Source organism: Methylobacterium sp. Gmos1, assembly GCF_053764715.1.
In genome coordinates this window covers 1-17,468 of the sequence record NZ_JBSNCC010000010.1, presented here as the reverse complement: position 1 = coordinate 17,468, position 17,468 = coordinate 1, and the positions used below count along the sequence as shown (strand labels likewise).

General features: G+C 72.5%; 18 protein-coding genes and 1 tRNA gene. 12 read left to right on the top strand and 7 right to left on the bottom strand.

Features of this window, described 5'->3' with window-relative positions:
- Positions 1-50 precede the first annotated feature (50 nt).
- Positions 51-1,022 (bottom strand): L-threonylcarbamoyladenylate synthase, encoded by a 972-nt coding sequence (locus ACS5PV_RS19215; RefSeq protein ID WP_455396948.1) that lies wholly within the window; start codon positions 1,020-1,022, stop codon positions 51-53.
- A 158-nt stretch (positions 1,023-1,180) separates the two neighbouring features.
- Here ACS5PV_RS19215 and ACS5PV_RS19210 point away from each other — a divergent pair, with 158 nt between their 5' ends.
- The 3 genes from ACS5PV_RS19210 to ACS5PV_RS19200 all read left to right on the top strand — a co-directional run bounded on the left by ACS5PV_RS19210 (position 1,181) and on the right by ACS5PV_RS19200 (position 4,799).
- Positions 1,181-2,950, top strand: coding sequence for an acyl-CoA dehydrogenase (locus ACS5PV_RS19210; RefSeq protein ID WP_455396947.1), 1,770 nt, complete (start codon positions 1,181-1,183; stop codon positions 2,948-2,950).
- A 245-nt stretch (positions 2,951-3,195) separates the two neighbouring features.
- On the top strand, positions 3,196-3,954 hold the full coding sequence (locus ACS5PV_RS19205; RefSeq protein ID WP_455396946.1) for an enoyl-CoA hydratase-related protein: 759 nt from the start codon (positions 3,196-3,198) through the stop codon (positions 3,952-3,954).
- On the top strand, positions 3,951-4,799 hold the full coding sequence (locus ACS5PV_RS19200; RefSeq protein WP_455396945.1) for an SDR family NAD(P)-dependent oxidoreductase: 849 nt from the start codon (positions 3,951-3,953) through the stop codon (positions 4,797-4,799). Before ACS5PV_RS19205 ends, ACS5PV_RS19200 begins: the two co-directional genes overlap by 4 nt.
- 57 nt (positions 4,800-4,856) lie before the next feature.
- Here ACS5PV_RS19200 and ACS5PV_RS19195 read toward each other — a convergent pair whose 3' ends face one another.
- From ACS5PV_RS19195 to ACS5PV_RS19180, 4 genes are all read right to left on the bottom strand, one after another.
- Complete coding sequence (locus tag ACS5PV_RS19195) at positions 4,857-6,386, bottom strand: sensor domain-containing diguanylate cyclase (protein ID WP_455396944.1); 1,530 nt, start codon at positions 6,384-6,386, stop codon at positions 4,857-4,859.
- 393 nt (positions 6,387-6,779) lie between these two features.
- Positions 6,780-7,463, bottom strand: a complete 684-nt coding sequence (gene deoC / locus ACS5PV_RS19190) for a deoxyribose-phosphate aldolase (RefSeq protein ID WP_455396943.1) — start codon at positions 7,461-7,463, stop codon at positions 6,780-6,782.
- A 103-nt stretch (positions 7,464-7,566) separates the two neighbouring features.
- Positions 7,567-7,830 (bottom strand): hypothetical protein, encoded by a 264-nt coding sequence (locus tag ACS5PV_RS19185; protein ID WP_455396942.1) that lies wholly within the window; start codon positions 7,828-7,830, stop codon positions 7,567-7,569.
- Between the two features lie 264 nt (positions 7,831-8,094).
- Positions 8,095-8,170, bottom strand: a tRNA-Glu gene (locus ACS5PV_RS19180).
- A 130-nt stretch (positions 8,171-8,300) separates the two neighbouring features.
- On the opposite strand from ACS5PV_RS19180, the gene ACS5PV_RS19175 reads away from it, so the two are divergent.
- The 3 genes from ACS5PV_RS19175 to ACS5PV_RS19165 all read left to right on the top strand — a co-directional run bounded on the left by ACS5PV_RS19175 (position 8,301) and on the right by ACS5PV_RS19165 (position 11,855).
- Entirely contained in the window at positions 8,301-9,212 is a 912-nt protein-coding gene (locus ACS5PV_RS19175; RefSeq protein ID WP_455396941.1) for a creatininase family protein, read from the top strand.
- A gap of 2 nt (positions 9,213-9,214) precedes the next feature.
- Positions 9,215-10,096 carry a sterol desaturase family protein gene (locus tag ACS5PV_RS19170; RefSeq protein ID WP_455396940.1) on the top strand — a complete coding sequence of 294 codons (882 nt, stop codon included), beginning with the start codon at positions 9,215-9,217 and terminating at the stop codon, positions 10,094-10,096.
- Positions 10,097-10,592: 496 nt separating this feature from the next.
- Positions 10,593-11,855, top strand: a complete 1,263-nt coding sequence (locus ACS5PV_RS19165) for an MFS transporter (protein ID WP_455396939.1) — start codon at positions 10,593-10,595, stop codon at positions 11,853-11,855.
- 92 nt (positions 11,856-11,947) lie between these two features.
- Here ACS5PV_RS19165 and ACS5PV_RS19160 read toward each other — a convergent pair whose 3' ends face one another.
- Positions 11,948-12,718, bottom strand: coding sequence for a ComF family protein (locus ACS5PV_RS19160; RefSeq protein ID WP_455396938.1), 771 nt, complete (start codon positions 12,716-12,718; stop codon positions 11,948-11,950).
- 339 nt (positions 12,719-13,057) lie between these two features.
- Entirely contained in the window at positions 13,058-13,990 is a 933-nt protein-coding gene (miaA, locus tag ACS5PV_RS19155; RefSeq protein ID WP_455396937.1) for a tRNA (adenosine(37)-N6)-dimethylallyltransferase MiaA, read from the bottom strand.
- 55 nt (positions 13,991-14,045) lie between these two features.
- Between miaA and serB the strand changes: the two genes are divergently transcribed.
- The 6 genes from serB to ACS5PV_RS19125 all read left to right on the top strand — a co-directional run.
- The gene (gene serB / locus ACS5PV_RS19150) at positions 14,046-14,942 is read left to right on the top strand and encodes a phosphoserine phosphatase SerB (RefSeq protein ID WP_455396936.1); all 897 of its coding nucleotides are present in this window, start codon (positions 14,046-14,048) and stop codon (positions 14,940-14,942) included.
- A 51-nt stretch (positions 14,943-14,993) separates the two neighbouring features.
- The gene (locus ACS5PV_RS19145; RefSeq protein WP_455396935.1) at positions 14,994-15,623 is read left to right on the top strand and encodes a DNA-3-methyladenine glycosylase I; all 630 of its coding nucleotides are present in this window, start codon (positions 14,994-14,996) and stop codon (positions 15,621-15,623) included.
- Positions 15,624-15,649: 26 nt separating this feature from the next.
- Complete coding sequence (locus ACS5PV_RS19140) at positions 15,650-16,234, top strand: hydrolase (protein ID WP_455397091.1); 585 nt, start codon at positions 15,650-15,652, stop codon at positions 16,232-16,234.
- Positions 16,235-16,256: 22 nt separating this feature from the next.
- Entirely contained in the window at positions 16,257-16,769 is a 513-nt protein-coding gene (locus ACS5PV_RS19135; protein ID WP_455396934.1) for a tyrosine phosphatase family protein, read from the top strand.
- A 140-nt stretch (positions 16,770-16,909) separates the two neighbouring features.
- Positions 16,910-17,200: an exodeoxyribonuclease VII small subunit gene (locus tag ACS5PV_RS19130; protein ID WP_455396933.1), complete on the top strand. Its 291-nt coding sequence runs from the start codon at positions 16,910-16,912 to the stop codon at positions 17,198-17,200.
- Positions 17,201-17,269: 69 nt separating this feature from the next.
- Positions 17,270-17,468: 1-deoxy-D-xylulose-5-phosphate synthase N-terminal domain-containing protein (locus ACS5PV_RS19125; protein WP_455396932.1), on the top strand; the 199-nt coding region annotated here is incomplete at its 3' end.

Below are 17,468 nucleotides of genomic sequence, written 5' to 3'. Positions count from 1 at the left end.
GGCTTGCGGGTTCGGTTCCGCAGGTTCCGCAAATTTTTTCGGGTCGTCGCTCAGCGCGGGGCGGCGGCTCGCGTCAGCCGGTCGCGGATCGCCTCACCGAGGCCGTTGTTCGGGATCGGCGCCACGGCGATCGTCGCCGGGCCGGCGGCGTCGAGGCGGCGCAGATGGGCGAAGAGGTGGGCCGCCGCTTCCGCGAGGTCGCCGGCCGGGCTGAGATTGAGGGAGAGCGCCGCGTCGTCGAGCCCGTCCGGCGCGACCGGCCCGAACAGCAAAGCGGCCTCGCCGGGCCGGATCTCCGTGGCGTCGAGCCGCACTGCGGCGCGGGGTGCGTAATGCGAGGCCAGCAGGCCGGGCGAGATCGGCGCCGCCCCCGCAGGCGCATCCGGCAGGGCCAGCGTCCGGCCCAGAACGGCTTCGATCGCGTCGCGTGGCACGCCGCCCGGGCGCAGCAGCACCGGCGCATCGTCGAGGCAGGCGACGATGGTCGATTCGACCCCGACCGGGCACGGCCCGCCATCGAGGATCGCGGCGATGCGGCCGTCGAGGTCGCCGAGCACGTGATCGGCCTCGGTCGGGCTCACCCGCCCCGAGCGGTTGGCCGAGGGCGCCGCGACCGGGCGGCCCGCCGCCGCCAGCACCGCGCGGGCGAGCGCGCTTCCCGGCACCCGGAGCGCGACGCTCGGCAGGCCCGCCCGGGCGAGGTCGCAGACGGACGCGCCCGCAGCCACCGGCACCACCAGGGTGAGCGGGCCGGGCCAGAAGGCTTCCGCGAGCGTCAGGGCGTCCGGGCCGAACTCCCCCTCGCGCCGGGCCGCCGCGAGATCGGGCAGGTGGGCGATCAGCGGGTTGAACCGTGGCCGCTCCTTGGCGGCGTAGATGCCCGCCACCGCCGCCGGATCGCTCGCATCGGCCCCGAGGCCGTAGACGGTCTCCGTGGGCATCGCCACGAGCCGGCCCGCACGCAGCAGGGCGCCGGCCTCGGCGACACCCGCGGCATCGGCGGCGAGGCGGCGGGTCGGCATTGACCCGCGATCATCGTTCACGTCTAAACTATCCGTCACCATGCCGCCGGCCGTAGCGTCGGCGGCATCCGCACGTCAAATCCAAAGGGTGGTTCCCGGGGGCCCGTGCCGCAGGCTCTCACGGAAAAGCCGCCCCCGCTCACCGGGAGGAGCCCTCGATGACCTATCGCGCGCCCGTGGCCGAGATGGCCTTCACCCTCCGGCACGTCGCCGGGCTCGACCGCGCCATCGCGGAAGGGTTGCACGGCGACCTCACGGACGACCTCGTCGACACGATCCTGGAGGAGGCCGGGCGATTCGCCAACGACGTGGTGGCGCCGCTGAACACGATTGGCGACCGCCACGGCACCCCGCTCAAGGACGGCGTCGTGACGATGCCGCCGGGCTACCGCGAGGCCTACCGCGCCTGGACCGAGGGCGGCTGGAACGCCCTGCCGGGCCCGGTCGAGTATGGCGGCCAGGGCCTGCCGATCCTGCTCAACGCCGCCTGCATCGAGATGTGGAACTCCGCCTCGATGGCTTTCGGCCTCGGGCCGCTGCTCACCGCCGGCGGCGTCGAGGCGCTGAGCCGGCACGGCAGCGAGGACCTGCGCGCCCGCTACCTCGAGAAGCTGGTCTCGGGCGAGTGGACCGCCACCATGAACCTCACCGAGCCGCAGGCCGGCTCGGACCTCTCGGTGATGCGCACCCGGGCCGAGCCCGCGGGCGACGGCTCCTACCGGATCTCGGGCGAGAAGATCTACATCACCTGGGGCGAGCACGACCTCACCGACAACATCGTCCACCTGGTCCTGGCGCGGCTCCCCGACGCGCCGGCCGGCACCCGCGGCATCTCGCTGTTCCTGGTGCCGAAGGTGCTGCCGGACGGCGCGCGCAACGCGGTGAAGTGCGCGGGCATCGAGCACAAGCTCGGCATCCACGGCTCGCCGACCTGCACCATGGTCTATGACGGCGCCACCGGCTGGCTCGTCGGCGAAGCCAACCGGGGCCTGGCCTGCATGTTCACGATGATGAACAACGCCCGCCTCGGCGTCGGCCTCCAGGGTGTGGCCATCGCCGAGCGCGCCTACCAGCAGGCGCTCCTGTATGCCCGCGACCGCCGCCAGGGCCGGGCGAGCGCCGCCGGCGAAGGCGCGAGCGCCATCATCGAGCACCCGGACGTCCAGCGGATGCTCCTGACCATGAAGGCGCTGACGGGCGCCTCCCGGGGCATCTGCTACCTGACCGCGGAGGCGATCGACCGCGCCCACCGGGCGCCGGACGAGGCAGGGCGCAGGGCGGCGCAGGCGCGGGCCTCGTTGCTGACCCCGGTGGCGAAGGCCTTCTCGACCGACATCGGCATCGAGGTCGCCTCGCTCGGCATCCAGGTCCATGGCGGCATGGGCTTCGTCGAGGAGACCGGCGCCGCCCAGCACCTGCGCGACGCCCGCATCGCGGCGATCTATGAGGGCACCAACGGCATCCAGGCGATCGATCTCGTCACCCGCAAGCTGCCGATGGAGAACGGCGCGGTGGTGCGCGGTCAGATCGGCGCCATGCGCCTCGTCGCCGAACGCGTGCTGAAGGAGGGCGGATCGGCTTTCGGCCACACCGCGCCGCGCCTGCGCGAAGCGATCGAATCCCTCGACCGGGCGACGAGCCATCTGCTGAAGGCGCTCGGCTCGAACCGGCCGGAGGAGGCGCTCGCCGGCGCCACCCCGTACCTGCGCCTGTTCGGCATTGCGCAAGGCGGCACCTGCCTGGCGCAAGCGGCGCTGGCGGCGAACGCGGCGGCCAAGGCCGGCGACGGCGATCCGGCGCATCCGGCCCGCATCGCGCTCGCGCGCTTCTTCGCCGAGAACCTCGCCACGGCGAGCCGGGGGCTGGAGGAGACGGTGACCGGGGGCGGCGGCTTCCTGCAGGACGGGGTATTGGCGCTGGCGGGGTGAGGGAGCCCGAACACGCCCGGACTCATCCCCTCCGTGTCATCCCGGGGCTCGACGAAGTCGAGAACCCGGGATCCATAACCGCTGACGGTGGCGGACAAGGCGGCACGCGGTCCGACTGGTTCTGAAACCCCAGCGATTATGGATCCCGGGTTCCGCTGCGCGGCCTCGGGATGACAATGGAGGACTTCAGCCACGCCGGCTCGACACGACCGATCCCGCGCCCAAGCCGTAATCCCGAGGGTTCCATGACCGACCACGTCCGCATCACCGACCAGCCCGGCGGCGTCCGCCTCGTCCAGCTCGTGCGCCCCGAGAAGAAGAACGCCCTCACGGGCGCGATGTACGACGCCATGCGGGAGGCCCTTGAGGGCGCGGACCGCGAAGGGTCGGGCGTCGGCGCCGTGGTCTTCGCCGGGGTCGAAGGGGTGTTCACCGCCGGCAACGACATCGCCGACTTCGTCGCCCGGGCCGAGAGGAACTTCGGCGAGGCGCCGTCCTTGCGCTTCATCCGTCAGCTCGCCGTGACCCGCACGCCGATGGTGGCGGCGGTGGACGGGCTCGCGGTCGGGGTCGGCACCACGCTGACGCTGCATTGCGACCTCGTCTACGTCGCGCCCGCCGCGACCTTCCGGATGCCGTTCGTCGATCTCGGCCTCGTGCCGGAGGCGGCCTCGAGCTACCTGCTGCCGCGCCGGGTCGGCCTGCCGAAGGCGACCGAGCTCCTGCTCCTCGGCGAGGCCTTCGGGGCCGACGAGGCGGTGCGGCTCGGGCTCGCCAACGCGGTCGTGCCGGCCGACGGGCTCATCGAACACGCGCTGGCGCAGGGCGCCAAGCTCGCCGCCAAGCCCCGCCAGGCGCTCGCCGCCGCCCGACGGCTGATCCGCGGCGACCACGCGGCCGTGCAGGCCGCCATGGACGCCGAGGCCGCGGCCTTCGACGCGGCGCTCCGCTCGCCGGAGGCGCAGGCTGCGTTCCAGCGCTTCCTGTCCCGCGGCGCCCGGTGAGGCCTCAAGGCGTCCCGGATCTTTCCGGTAAGGTCTGCCTCGTCGCCGGCGCCTCGCGCGGGGTCGGCCGCGGCATCGCACGAGCGCTGGGCGAGGCCGGCGCCACGGTGGTGGTCACCGCCCGCTCCAGCGAGACCGGGCGGCGCACCGACCAGCGGACCGAGGCCCTGGAGGACACCGCCCGGGAGATCGATCTCGCGGGCGGGCGCGGCCACCATTACCTGTGCGACCACACCCGCGAGGCCGAGGTGGACGCGATGGTGCGCTGGGTTCTGCGCCGCTTCGGCCGCATCGACGTCGCGGTGTCGAGCGTCTGGGGCGGCAACGAGGGCTATGACGGCGTGCGCTACCCCGACGGCGCCACCTGGGGCACCGCCTTCTGGCGCCGCGGTCTCGCGCCCCTGCGCCACGGCCTCGAGACCGGGCCGCTCGCCGGGCTGATCCTCGCCCGGGCGGTGGCGCCCGCCATGGTCTCGGCCAAGGGCGGCCTGCTGGCGCTGGTCTCGTTCGGCACGGAGGCCTATCTCGGCGACCTGTTCTACGACCTCGCCAAGGCCGCCACCAACCGCCTGGCGCTGGCGATGGCGGAGGAGCTGGCGCCCTACGGCGTCACCGCGCTGGCGCTCGCGCCGGGGCTGGTGCGGACCGAGCGGGTGGTCGAGGCCGGGATGGGGGGCGGGGAGAGCCCGCTCTATGCCGGCCGGGCCCTGGCGGCGCTGGCGGGGGATCCCGGCGTGAGGGCTCACGCCGGACAGGTGCTGCACGCCGCGGACCTGGCGCGGTCGTACGGCTTCACCGACGAGGACGGGACGCGGCCGGAGCGCTACCGGCCGGAGGGCGCGTAGCACCACCGGATCGGTCCGTCGCGGGCGACACGCGCATCGCTGGGGCCCGATCCCGGATCAGGGGCAGGCGAGGCGCAAGCTCGCGTGCGATCCGCCGGGAGCGACCGCGTCAGAGCGGGTGCAATTGCGGCCCGCGTCCTTGGCGGCGTAGAGCGCGGCGTCGGCCCGTCGGTAGAGATCCTCCCACGCCGCGTCGTTCGCGGCCGGCCCGACCGCGAGGCCGATGCTGACCGTGACGGCTCCGGCGGCGATGCCGGCCGAGGGCACGCCCAGCGTCGCGACGGCGTCGTGGATCAGGCCGGCCATGCGCGAGGCGCCGTCCGCGTCGGTGGCGGGCAGCAGCACCACGAATTCCTCGCCGCCGACCCGCGCCACGAGGTCGTCCGGCCGCTGGACGCTCGCCGAGAGGCAGCGGGCGAGCCGCTTGAGCACCTCGTCGCCGACCGCGTGCCCGTAGCGGTCGTTGCAGCGCTTGAAGTGGTCGGCATCGACCGCCAGCAGGGCGAGCGGCCGGCCGCTCCGCCCGGCCCGCTTCCAGGCGCGGTCGAGCACCTGCTCGAACCGGCGCCGGTTGGGCAGCCCGGTCAGGACGTCCGTCCGGGAGAGGCGGGTCAGCTCGGCCTGCATCAAGGCCCTGCGGCGCAGGTCGCGCCCGTAGAGCAGCGAGAGCAGGCTCGTCAGGCCGCACAGGACGACGACGATCGCCGTGATGACGAGCGCCTTGGCGCGCCAGGCCGCCTCGATCTCGCGCGTCGAGAGGGCGACGTTGAGGAGCAGCGGCCAGGGGCCGATGGAGGCGAAGGCATAGTGCCGTTCCACCCCATCGCGCACGGAGGTCGCGACGAAGCTTCCGCGCCCCTCGCGCACGAAGCGCTCGAAGTTCGGCGTGCCGGACAGGTTGACCCCGATGTCGCCCACTTCAAAGGGGTAGCGCATCAGGCGCGTCCCGTCGCGATGATAGATGTTGATCGCGCCGTCCCGGCCGAGGCCGATCTGGTCGAGCAGGTTGCCGAAGTACGACAGCTTGAGGCTTCCGATCACGAGGCCGCCGAACGAGCCGTCCGGCTTGTCGATGCGCCGGCTCAGGACCACCACCGGCGTTCCGAGCAGGCGCGACACCAAGGGCCTGCTGACGTGGAGGCCGAGATGCGGATCGGCCCTGTGAGCCTGGAAATAGGCGCGATCGGCGTAGTTGGCGCGCCGCGGCGGCCAGCCGGCCGCGTCGGTGACGCTGTCGCCGTTCTCGTCGACGACCACCATGGCGCCGAGATCGCGGGCCGTCGTGGCGCGATCGAACAGGATCAGCTGGCGCAGCTGCGGCGTCGCCTCGGCGACGAGGGGCTCCTTCAGGGTGTCGACGATCCCGTGGAGGGTGAGATCGATGATCTCGATGTTGCGGGCGATGTCCCGCTCGATGACCTGCAGGAGGTTGCGGGAGGTCTGGTCCGCCTTGTCCCAGGCGTCCCGCCGCAGGTCGAGCAGCATGAGCCCGGACACGACGAGCATCCCGAGGGGCGCCAGCACGCCGAGCGCGATCCACGTGCGGGGCAGGCGGAGCCGTCGCACGAGGCGGCGCGGCAGGACCATCGGCGGGGGCTCCCGGAATTCTCGGCGGCCCTTGAATTGTAGTCGAAAAGCTTGTGCAAGGCTTATTGGAAATGGGCGCCCGGATTCCTAACGGTAATCTGGCATACAATCCTGCATGGATTCCCTAGAGTTATGGCACCTATCGGTTGCGCGAACAGGCTCGAACGAGGTCGTCCTGTTCATGCCGATGACGGGACACGGGAGGATAGCAGGAGGCCGGCGCGCCCGTTTCTCCGGCCCGTGGGCTCGTTCTGGAGGCCTGCCTGCGTCAGCCGGTCAGAGTACAACCGGCCCCTGAATGACCCGGAGGGTGACACGTCTGCAGAGATCGACCGAACGGACCCTCACCCGTCGAACCGAATCCCGATCGGTCGACCCGCCGGCCTCTCGGCCTCAATACGACCCGCTGGCCACGCCCGCCGTCACCAGCGCCACGCCCGAACTCGTGCCGAGCCGCGTTGCGCCCGCCGCGATCAGGGCCTGGGCGGCCTCCAGGCTGCGCACGCCCCCGGATGCCTTGACGCCGACGGCCTCGCCCACGCTCGCGCGCATCAGCGCCACGTCCGCCACGGTGGCGCCGCCGGTCGAGAAGCCGGTCGAGGTCTTGACGAAATCGGCGCCGGCCTCGACCGCCAGGGTGCAGGCGAGGCGCTTCTGCGCCTCGTCGAGGAGGCAGGTCTCGATGATGACCTTGAGCACCTGCCCGCGGCAGGCGGCCCGGACCGCCGCGATGTCGGCCCGGACGACGGCGTGGTCCCCGGCCTTCAGGGGGCCGAGCGCGATCACCATGTCGATCTCGGCCGCGCCGCGGCGGACCGCGCCGGCCGCCTCCGCCGCCTTGTCCTCCGGCATCACCGCACCGAGGGGGAAACCGACGACGGAGCAGGGGGCGACGTCGCTGCCGGCCAGGACCTCGGCGACGAGCCCGACATGGACCGGGTTGACGCAGACCGCCTTGAAGCGGTGCGCCAGCGCCTCCTCGCACAGGCGCCGCACCTCGGCCGGGGTCGCGTCGGCCCGCAGGAGCGTGTGGTCGATCAGGCGGGCGAGGGCGGGCGCGTCCAAGGGATCGTCCAAGGGATCGTCTCCGGGGCGGCCCGGGAGAGGCCCGGCGCCGCGGCATCCACGCGTTCCATCGCGACGACGGATCGTCAAGCGCCGGTTCGACGTCCGCCGGCTGTCAGCGTGCGCCGGCTTGGCGGATCGCCTCGACCGTCCGCTCGACCAGGGCAATGCCCGGCTCGGTGAAGGTGATCTCGTCGTCGCTCAAGGTCGCAAGGCCGCGCTCCTCGACCTCGGCGGCGCCCTTCGGATCCGCCTGGTGGCCGCTGCCGTCCCGGCGCACCACGGACGCGATCGGCTGGCCGCTGATCAGGTGGTGGTAGGCCGCGAAAGCGAAGATCGACAGGGCGCGGTCGGAGAGGGCGGTGGTGTCGGCAGCCATCGGGTCGGGCCTCGGAGGTCGGGGGGCGCCGCGGGATGCGGGCGCGGTCCCGGCCCAACGCCCGGGATCTCGAAAGGTCGTGCGTCCCCGATGACGCAGGGCCTGCCGGCCGATCCTCGCCGCAGCCCGAGCGAATCCGGCGCGCGCACGCCGTGACGGCGGCGAATGCCGATTGCTGTGGTAGAGCCTGACGCGGATCTCGCTCGGCGACGCACCGGCGCCGCTCTGCTTCAAACGATAGCGCTGTCGGGGAAACCCGGCCGATGGCGCTCCCAAGGGGACTCGAACCCCTGTTTTCGCCGTGAGAGGGCGACGTCCTAGACCGCTAGACGATGGGAGCTGTCCCGGCGGGATGGCGGCGGTATAGCGACGGTCCGGGCCGGGCGCAAGCCTCTTGGTCGCGCCTCCTGGTCGGCGAGCCCGATCCCCCCGGCCGGCGAGCGCGGCGTCTTCGTTAAGCTTTCCGTTCTATGACCGCCACGACCCGCCGCCGCGCGGCGATGGCGCCGTACGCCCTCATGCCGATCCTCGACCCGCTTCCGTTCTCCCGACGCGCCGTCCTGACGGCCTGCACCCTCCTGGCCTTCGGCGTCCTGACGCTCCAGCACTCGTGGCCGGCGCCCGCCGTGCAGCGGATCGCGATGGCCGACATGACCTGGATCGAGGTGCGCCAAGCCCTCGACCAGGGCTACACGACGGCGCTCGTCCCGAGCGGCGGCCTGGAGCAGAACGGCCCTTACCTCGCCATTGCCAAGCACGACAGCATCGTCGCCTGGACGGCGCAGCGCATCGCCGAAGCCCTGGGCCGCACGCTCATCGCCCCGGTCGTGTCCTACGTGCCGCAGGGCGAGTTCGATCCGCCGACCGGCAACCTCGTCTTCCCCGGCACCCTCGGCGTCTCCGAGGAGGCCTATGCGGGCACGCTGGAGGGCATCGCCCGCAGCCTGAAGGCGCACGGCTTTCGCACCATCCTGTTCATCGCCGATCACGGCGGCTCGCTACGGCCCCAGCAGCAGGTCGCGGCCAGGCTCGACCGCGACTGGGCGGCCCAGGGCGTGCGGGTGCTGAGCGTCGACGACTACTACGTCGCGGGCAACCAGGCGCAGACCCTCTGGCTGGAGGCGCAGGGCGAGACGCCGGCGACGATCGGCAGCCATGCCGGCCTCGCCGACCACGCCTCCCTCATGGCGACCGCCCCCGAGCGGGTCGATTTCGACCGCGCGCCGCCGCCGCTCCTCGCCCGGCTCGGGCTCGCCAGCGACGGCAGCAGCGGCGATCCCCGCCGCGCCACGGCGGAGCGCGGGCGCGCGCTCCTTTCCCTCCAGGTCGAGGCGGCGCTGGCGCAGATCCGCCGGTTCATCGCCATCAAGCAAGGATCGTGACGATGCCGACCGTTCCGCCGCCCTCGCTCTGGGGCGTGATCCAGAATCTCGGTCAGAGCACCCTCAGCATCGTGCTGCTGCTGACGGTGCTGGGTCTCCTGTTCACGGTGATCGCCTTGGTCGCCCGGGCGTGCAATCCGGGCCGGCCGTGGTGGCGCAAGCCCGATATCGTGACGGATATCTGCTACTGGTTCGTGATCCCGGTCGTCTCCGGCTACGCCCGGATCTGGCTCCTGGTCATCGGCCTGTTCCTGCTGAACGGGCTCCCCGGCACGCTCGGGCTGCCGCGCCTGTTCGGCGAGGGCATCGGGCCGCTCGCCGGCCTGCCGTTCTGGGCGCAGGCGCCGCTCTACCTCATCATCTCCGACCTCGTGATGTACACGACGCATCGGCTGTTCCACACGATGCGGCTGTGGCGCTTCCACGCCATCCATCACTCCTCCGAGGAGATCGAGTGGACCTCCGCCGCCCGCTTCCACCCGGTCGACGCGGTGTTCCACGGCGCCCTGGCGGACGTGGTGCCGCTCTTGCTCGGCATCTCGCCGGACGTGCTGATCGCTCTCGTCCCGTTCAACGTCGGCGTCTCGGCGCTCGCCCACGCCAACCTCGACTGGACCTTCGGCCCGTTCCGCTACGTGCTGGTGAGCCCGGTCTTCCACCGCTGGCACCACACCGGGCTGGACCAGGGCGGCAACAGCAACTTCGCCGGCTGCTTCCCCTTCATCGACCTCGTCTTCGGCACCTTCTACATGCCGAAAGGGGTCCTGCCGCAGGAGTTCGGCAACGGCGACCCCGCGTTCCCGCGCGGATTTGGCGAGCAGCTGGTCCACCCGTTCCGGTCGCAGGAGCGGCCGGTCGGGCTGGAGCCCGGCCCGTCGTCGTAGGGCTTCCCCTCGTTCGACGGGCTGCGTCGCGTCTCGATCCTGGAGGCGAGAAGGACGGCGTCCCGTCGACCCGCTCCCGGCTGGTGCCGCGCCAGGTCTTCGATGTTGCGGCACCCCGGGATCCTCGCATTCGGCGGATCCCGGGACGATGCGGGGACGGCGAACGGCATGCGGCGGCGAGATTCGGCGCCGTGCTTCGGGCAAAAAACCGGTGTCCACCCGCTGTGCCGCCCGGCGCGCCAGCCTCTGCCTGCCCGTGAGGCAGGCGATCGGCCGACAGCCCCGGCCGGTGTCCGCGCACCCCTGCATGTAACCTGGCACGAAACCTGCTCAGCCGGATCGAGGCTGGCCGCAGGGTCCGAGGGGCAAAGACGCCCGAGCCTTGGACACGGAAGTCCGACAGACTGAGGAGCCGGGACCGGGACGAGCCGGGCTCCGAGATCCTCACCCTGAAGCGCGTCGAAGACCCCCCGCGGGGGCTGCGTGAGGCTCCGATATGGCCAGTTTCAAGACCGTCATGAAGTCGGGTCATCCCCCGACCCTGTTCGCTGCGTTCCTGTACTTCGATTTCTGCTTCGCGATTTGGGTGCTCAACGGCGCCATGGGCCCGTTCATCACCGAGACCTACAAGCTCACGCCGGCCCAGACCGGCTTCATGATCTCGTTGCCGATCCTCGCCGGCGCGATCATGCGCTTCCCCCTCGGCGTGCTCGCCCAGTATATCGGGCGCAAGAACGCCGCGATCACCGAGATGTCGCTGATCATCCTGGCGATGGCCTACGGCTTCTTCCTGGTGCACTCGTTCAACGACGTGCTCGCCATGGGCGTGCTGCTCGGCATCGCCGGGGCCTCGTTCGGCGTCGCGCTCTCGCTCGGCTCGGGCTGGTTCCCGCCTGAGCACAAGGGCCTGGCGATGGGCATCGCCGGGGCCGGCAACTCGGGGACCGTGCTCGCCGTGCTGTTCGCCCCGCCGCTCGCCCAGGCCTATGGCTGGCAGTCGGTCTACGGCTTTGCCGGCGTGTTCATGCTCCTCCCGCTCATCGTGATGGTGGTGTTCGCCAAGGAACCGCCGGACCGCGAGCACCAGAGCTTCAAGCAGCACGTCTCCTGCCTGTTCGAGAAGGACGGCTGGGCGTTCAACCTGATCTACGTCATCACCTTCGGCGGCTTCATCGGCCTGTCGAACTTCCTGCCGACGTTCTTCTACGAGCAGTTCGCCGTCACCAAGATCGAGGCCGGGCGGTTGACCATGCTGGCCGCCCTGATGGGCTCCGGCATCCGCATCCTCGGCGGCTACTTCGCCGACCGGATCGGCGGCATCCTGGTGCTCACCGTGGTGCTGCTCGCCGCTGTCGGCTCGTTCCTGGCGCTCACCGCGGCGCCGACGCTGGTGATGACCACGCTGCTGTTCATGTTCTGCTTCGCGGCGCTCGGCGCCGGCAACGGCGCGCTGTTCCAGCTCGTGCCCCTGCGCTGGCCGACCAACACCGCGGTGGCGGGCTCGATGATCGGCGAGGTCGGGGCGCTCGGCGGCGCCATCCTGCCGAACGCCATGGGCCTGTCGAAGCAGTATACTGGCGGCTTCGCGGCGGGCTTCCTGTTCTACGCCGCCTTCACGGCCATCGTGCTCGGCTGCCTCGCCCTGTGGTCGCGCAAGTGGGTCGGCGCCTGGGTCGGGCCCCGCGGCAAGGTCCTGGCCGCGACCGGCACCGAGGCGCCCGCGTCCGAGGGCGCGATCGGGACCGTGCAGCGCGCCTGAGCCGGGTAGGGATGCACGGGGCGACCCGGCGCGAACTCCGGCTGTCGCGTCATATCCTTCGTCGAGCCGGCCCCCGCTCCGGCGAGTGACGCTCAGGCTCCGTCGCGCCCGTCGCTCACCACGCGGGCAAAGACCAGCACGTCGACCGCCGCCGCCCCGCCGCGCAGCAGCGCCCGGGCGGCGGCGTTCGCCGTTGCGCCCGTGGTCAGCACGTCGTCGACGAGGAGCACCCGTCTGCCGCTGAGACGGGGGCGGGCGCCCTCCGGCACGCGGAAGGCGCCTTGCAGGTTCTCGGCCCGGGCGACCCGGCTCAGGCCGACCTGCTGCCGGGTGCGCCGCACCCGGGCGAGGAGGTCCGGTGCCACGACCACGCCGCTGCCGCGCGCCGCGGTGCGGGCTAGCAGGGCGGCCTGGTTGAAGCGCCGCCGCCACAGCCGCCAGCGCCAGAGCGGCACCGGCACCACCACGTCGGCCTCCGCCATCAGCTCGGCGCCCGCCCGCGCCATCATCGCCCCTATCGCCCCCGCGAGGTCGAGCCGGTCCTCGTATTTCAGCCGCTGCACCAGCCGCCGCGCCGTGGCGTCGTAGCGCGCCACCGCGCGGGCCCGCTCGTAGACCGGCGGATCGGCCAGCGCCGCTGGCGAGAGCAGGCCGGGCGCTCCGAGATCGACAGAAAACGGCGTGCCGAGCCGCTCGCAATAGGGACGCTCGATGAAGCGCATCTCGCTCCAGCAGCCGGCGCAGAGGGCGTGCGGCACCGCCGTCGCGGCTCCGCAGGCGATGCAGCTCGGCGGATAGACCAGCCCGACGAATCCCCGCAGCGCGACGCCGGGCAGCCCGGCGACGCGGCGCAAGGCGGTCACGCGCGCCGCTCCCGGTCCCCGGAGCCTGCCGCGCCGACGAGCAGGCTTGCCGCATCGATGGGCGGACACCCGGGATTCGTCACGCCGACCTCATGTGCTCGCGTAAAAACAGCGGAAAGGCGTCGCCATGGGCTCGGGGGGCCGCAAGGTTGGGCAGAACAATAGCGACAGGAGGAAACGAAGCGGAACGCACGTCGTTCATCCTCGAACGATCTGCGGTTTCCGTGTTCGGGCCCCGCGGCATCGCCCCGAGCCGACCCTGTCGAGCTTAGACACCGTGGCATCCGGTCAGGCGGCTCCCTGGGCGAGGTCGAGGATGGAACCGTCCGGAACGAGGCATCAGGTCGCCCCGTCCCACAGTCCGGCAGCGACCCTCGCCAGCGCCGCCTCCGGCGTCAACCACATCCAATCCGTCCCCGCCTGGTGCCGGAACCACGTCACCTGCCGCTTGGCATAGCGCCGGGTATCCGCCTGCCCCCGGGCGACGGCCTCGTCGTAGGGAAGGGCGCCGCGCAAATACGCGATCAGCCCCGGAACGCCGTGGGCGCGCATCACCGGCAGCATCGGGTCGAGGTCGCGGGCTGAGAGCCGCCGCACCTCGTCGAGGGCGCCCGCGGCCATCATGGCGAGGAAGCGGGCATCGATCCGGGTGCGCAGCTCCTCCCGGTCCGGGGTGAGGAACAGCTTGGTACAGGCAAGGCCGGTGAGGGGCCCCGGCCGGCGCGCGGCGTGATAGGCGGCGATCGGCCGGCCGGTCGCGGCCAGGACCTCGAGCGCCCGCAGCACCCGCAGGCGGTCGTTGGGGTCGAGGCGGGCGGCGCCCTCCGGGTCCTCCGCGGCGAGGGAGGCGTGAAGCGCGGGCGTGTCGCGGCCCTCCGCGTCGGCCCGCACCGCGGCGCGCACGGCTTCGGGAACCGGCGGGATCTCCGACAGGCCCTCTGTCAGGCCCATGAAGTAGAGGCCGGTCCCCCCGACGACGATCGGCAGCCGGCCCGCCTCCCAGGCCTCCGCCAGGGCACGGCCGGCCTCCGCGAGGTAGTGCCCGACGGAAAAGTTCACCGCGCCGTCGACCGTGCCGTAGAGGCGGTGGGGCGCCAGCGCCTCCTCCTCGGGGGTCGGCCGGGCGCTCAGCCGGTGCAGGTCGCGGTAGACCTGCATCGAATCGGCGTTGATCACCACGCCGCCGTGCCGGCGGGCGAGCGCCAGCGCCAGCGCCGACTTGCCCGAGGCGGTCGGCCCTGCGATGAGGATCGCCCGAACCCGCCCGTCCATGCCTGCCCCTCGCGCGCGGCCGGGACGCCATCGACGACGAGCCCGAGCTTCTCCAATGACCTTGGTCGCGACCCTGATAGCAAACCCGGAGCGCCCCGCCATCACCGACGCGGTGCTGGCCGAGGCCCGGCGGGTGCTGGCGACCGGGCACCAGCCGCGGATCCTGCACGGCGAGGTCGCGGCCGAGATCCTGGTCGAGGGCGCGCCCGCCGCCGCCCCCGCACTCGCCGAGCGCCTGCGCGCGGCGCTCGAGGGCGAGCCGATCGACGTCGCGGTGCAGGTCTCAGGCCCCCACCGGCGCAAGCGGCTGTTTCTCGCCGACATGGACTCGACCATGATCGGCCAGGAATGCATCGATGAACTCGCCGATCAGGTCGGCCTCAAGGACCACGTCGCGGCGATCACCGAGCGGGCGATGCGCGGCGAGATCGCGTTCGAGCCGGCCCTGCGCGAGCGCGTCGCCCTGCTGAAGGGCCTGGCCGTCGGCGCCATCGACGAGGTGATCGCCGCGCGCATCACCCTGACCCCGGGCGGGCGCACCCTGGTGCGCACGATGAAGGCCCACGGCGCCTACACGGCCCTGGTGTCGGGCGGCTTCACCCTCTTCACCGGGCCGGTGGCGGAGAAGATCGGGTTCGACGAGCACCGCTCGAACCGCCTCGAGACCGAGGGCGACCGGCTCGCCGGCACCGTCGCCGAGCCGATCGTCGGGCGCGACGCCAAGCGCGCTGCGCTCGTCGAGCTGCGCACCCGCCTCGGCCTCGACCCGGCCGAGACGCTGGCGGTCGGCGACGGCGCCAACGACCTCGCGATGCTGGAGGAGGCGGGCCTCGGCGTGGCGTTCCGCGCCAAGCCCGCCGTCGCGGCGGCGGCGCATGCCCGCATCGAGCACGGCGACCTGACCGGGCTCCTCTATCTCCAGGGCTTCGCGGCGGCCGAGTTCCAGGAATAGGATGACCCGGAAGAGGTTGCGTTCCGGCCCCGCACCGCTACACGGCACCGGATGTCGACCGGCCTGATTCCGCATCCCGACGGCTGCCCGCGCTGCTGGTGGCCGGGCACCGATTCGCTCTACGTCGCCTACCACGACACCGAGTGGGGGGTGCCGGAGCACGACGATCGCGCCCTCTACGAGAAGCTGATCCTCGACGGGTTCCAGGCCGGCCTGTCCTGGATCACCATCCTGCGCCGGCGCGACGGATTTCGGCGCGCGTTCGCGGGTTTCGCGCCAGAGGCGATCGCGCGCTTCGGGCCGGCCGAGGTCGAGGCGCTGATGCAGGATACCGGCATTATCCGCAACCGCGCCAAGATCGAGGCGACGATCCGCGGCGCCCGGGCCTACCTGGCGATCCAGGAGCGCGGCCCCGGCTTCTCGGCCTTCCTGTGGGACTTCGTCGACGGGCGCCCGCTCCAGCCGAGACCCGGGACCCGCGCCGACATCCCGACCGAGAGCCCGGCCTCGCGGGCGCTATCGAAGGCGCTCAAGGCGGAGGGGTTCGGCTTCTGCGGCCCGACCATCGTCTACGCCTTCATGCAGGCGGTCGGCATGATCAACGACCACCTCGTCGGCTGCTGCCGCCACGCGCCCTGCGCCGCCCTGCCGGGGCCGGGCGGCACCGGGACCGTTTCGTGAGCCCGCAAGCCAGGGCGTGGCAGCGGATGCTCTCGGGGCGGCGCCTCGACCTCCTCGATCCCTCGCCCCTCGACGTCGAGATCGCCGACATCGCGCACGGGCTTGCCCGGGTGGCGCGCTGGAACGGCCAGACCGCCGGGCCGCACGTCTTCTCGGTCGCCCAGCATTCGCTCCTCGTCGAGGCGATCGGCGGCGCCTTCGAGCCCGATCTCCCCGCGGCCGGGCGGCTGGAGCTGCTGCTGCACGACGCGCCCGAATACGTGATCGGCGACATCATCTCGCCGTTCAAGGCGGCGATCGGCCATTCCTACAAGGCGGTGGAGACGCGCCTCCTCGCGGCGATCCGCCTGCGCTTCGGCCTGGCGCCGGCGCCCACGAGCGCGATGCAGCGCCTGATCAAGCGCGCCGACCGCCTGAGCGCCTATCTCGAGGCGACGCGCCTCGCCGGGTTCTCGCAGACGGAAGCGGTCCGGGTCTTCGGCCGGCCAGACCGCGTCGAGATGCTCCTCGATCCCCTGCTTGACCCGTGGCCGACCGCCGAGGCGCAGGGCGCCTTCCTTGCCCGCTTCCACGCACTGGCCGAGGCCTTGCAGGCCGTCCCCGCCTCCTGAGACGAAGGATCTTTTCTGCACCATGCCGAACCTGCACGTCTGCGCCCTGTCCCGCCTGTCCGAGACCGTCGCGGAGACGGGCGCGCGCCACGTGGTGACGCTCATCAACGTCGGCACGACGGTGACGCGGCCGGCGGCCATCGCGGAGGCCGACCACCTGTTCGTCGGCATCAGCGACATCACCGATGCCCTCGACGGCCACGTGCTGCCGGACGAGGCGCATGTGCGGCGCCTCCTCGACTTCGTGCGCGCCTGGCCGCGCGAGCAGCCGCTGGTGATCCACTGCTATGCCGGCATCAGCCGCTCGACGGCGGCCGCATTCATCGCGACCTGCGCCCTGCGGCCGGACCGCGACGAGGCCGAGATCGCCCGCGAACTGCGCGCCGCCTCGCCCTCGGCGACGCCGAACCGGCGCCTCGTCGCGGTCGCGGACACGCTGCTCGGCCGGGGCGGGCGCATGGTGGCGGCCATCGCGGCGATCGGCCGCGGCGCGGACGCCTTCGAGGGCGAGCCGTTCCGTCTCACCCTCGGATGATTCCACTGTGGCCGAAACGCAGCCCTGGCGCGCAAACGGGCATCCGCGGCCCCGTCCCGGCCCTGCGGCACCGCCGGAGGGTTGTTTCGCGGCACCTCACTCGCCATAACCCAACGCTCATCATGGGAGCATCTTCGCGCATGTCCGCAGCCCGGTCCGATGCCAGCCGCGCGGCCGCCTCCGCCTCCGCCGGCCCGGCCGGACCCGCGGATCTGCCGTTCGAGAAGGCCCTCGAGGAACTCGAGGGCATCGTGCAGCGCCTGGAACAGGGCAACGTGCCGCTCGACGAATCCGTCGCGATCTACGAGCGCGGCGAGGCCCTCAAGCGCCACTGCGAGACGCTGCTGCAGCGCGCCGAGGCGCGCATCCAGCGCATCACCCTCGGGGCGGACGGACGCGCCGCCGGGACGGCGCCGCTCGATGTCGCCTGATCGCTCCCATTCCTGCCGAGCCGGGTTCCGGCGGCAGGTTCTCCCCTTCCGGACGTGAGGATGGCTCCGGTGTCACCGCTCAATCTCCCCCTCCTCGACCGCGTCCGCGAGCCGGCGGATCTCCGCCAGCTGCCCGAGAGCGACTTGACCCAGCTCGCCGCCGAGCTGCGCGCCGAGACCATCGACGCCGTCTCCGTCACCGGCGGCCATCTCGGCGCGGGCCTCGGCGTCGTCGAGCTCACCGTCGCCCTGCACTACGTCTTCAACA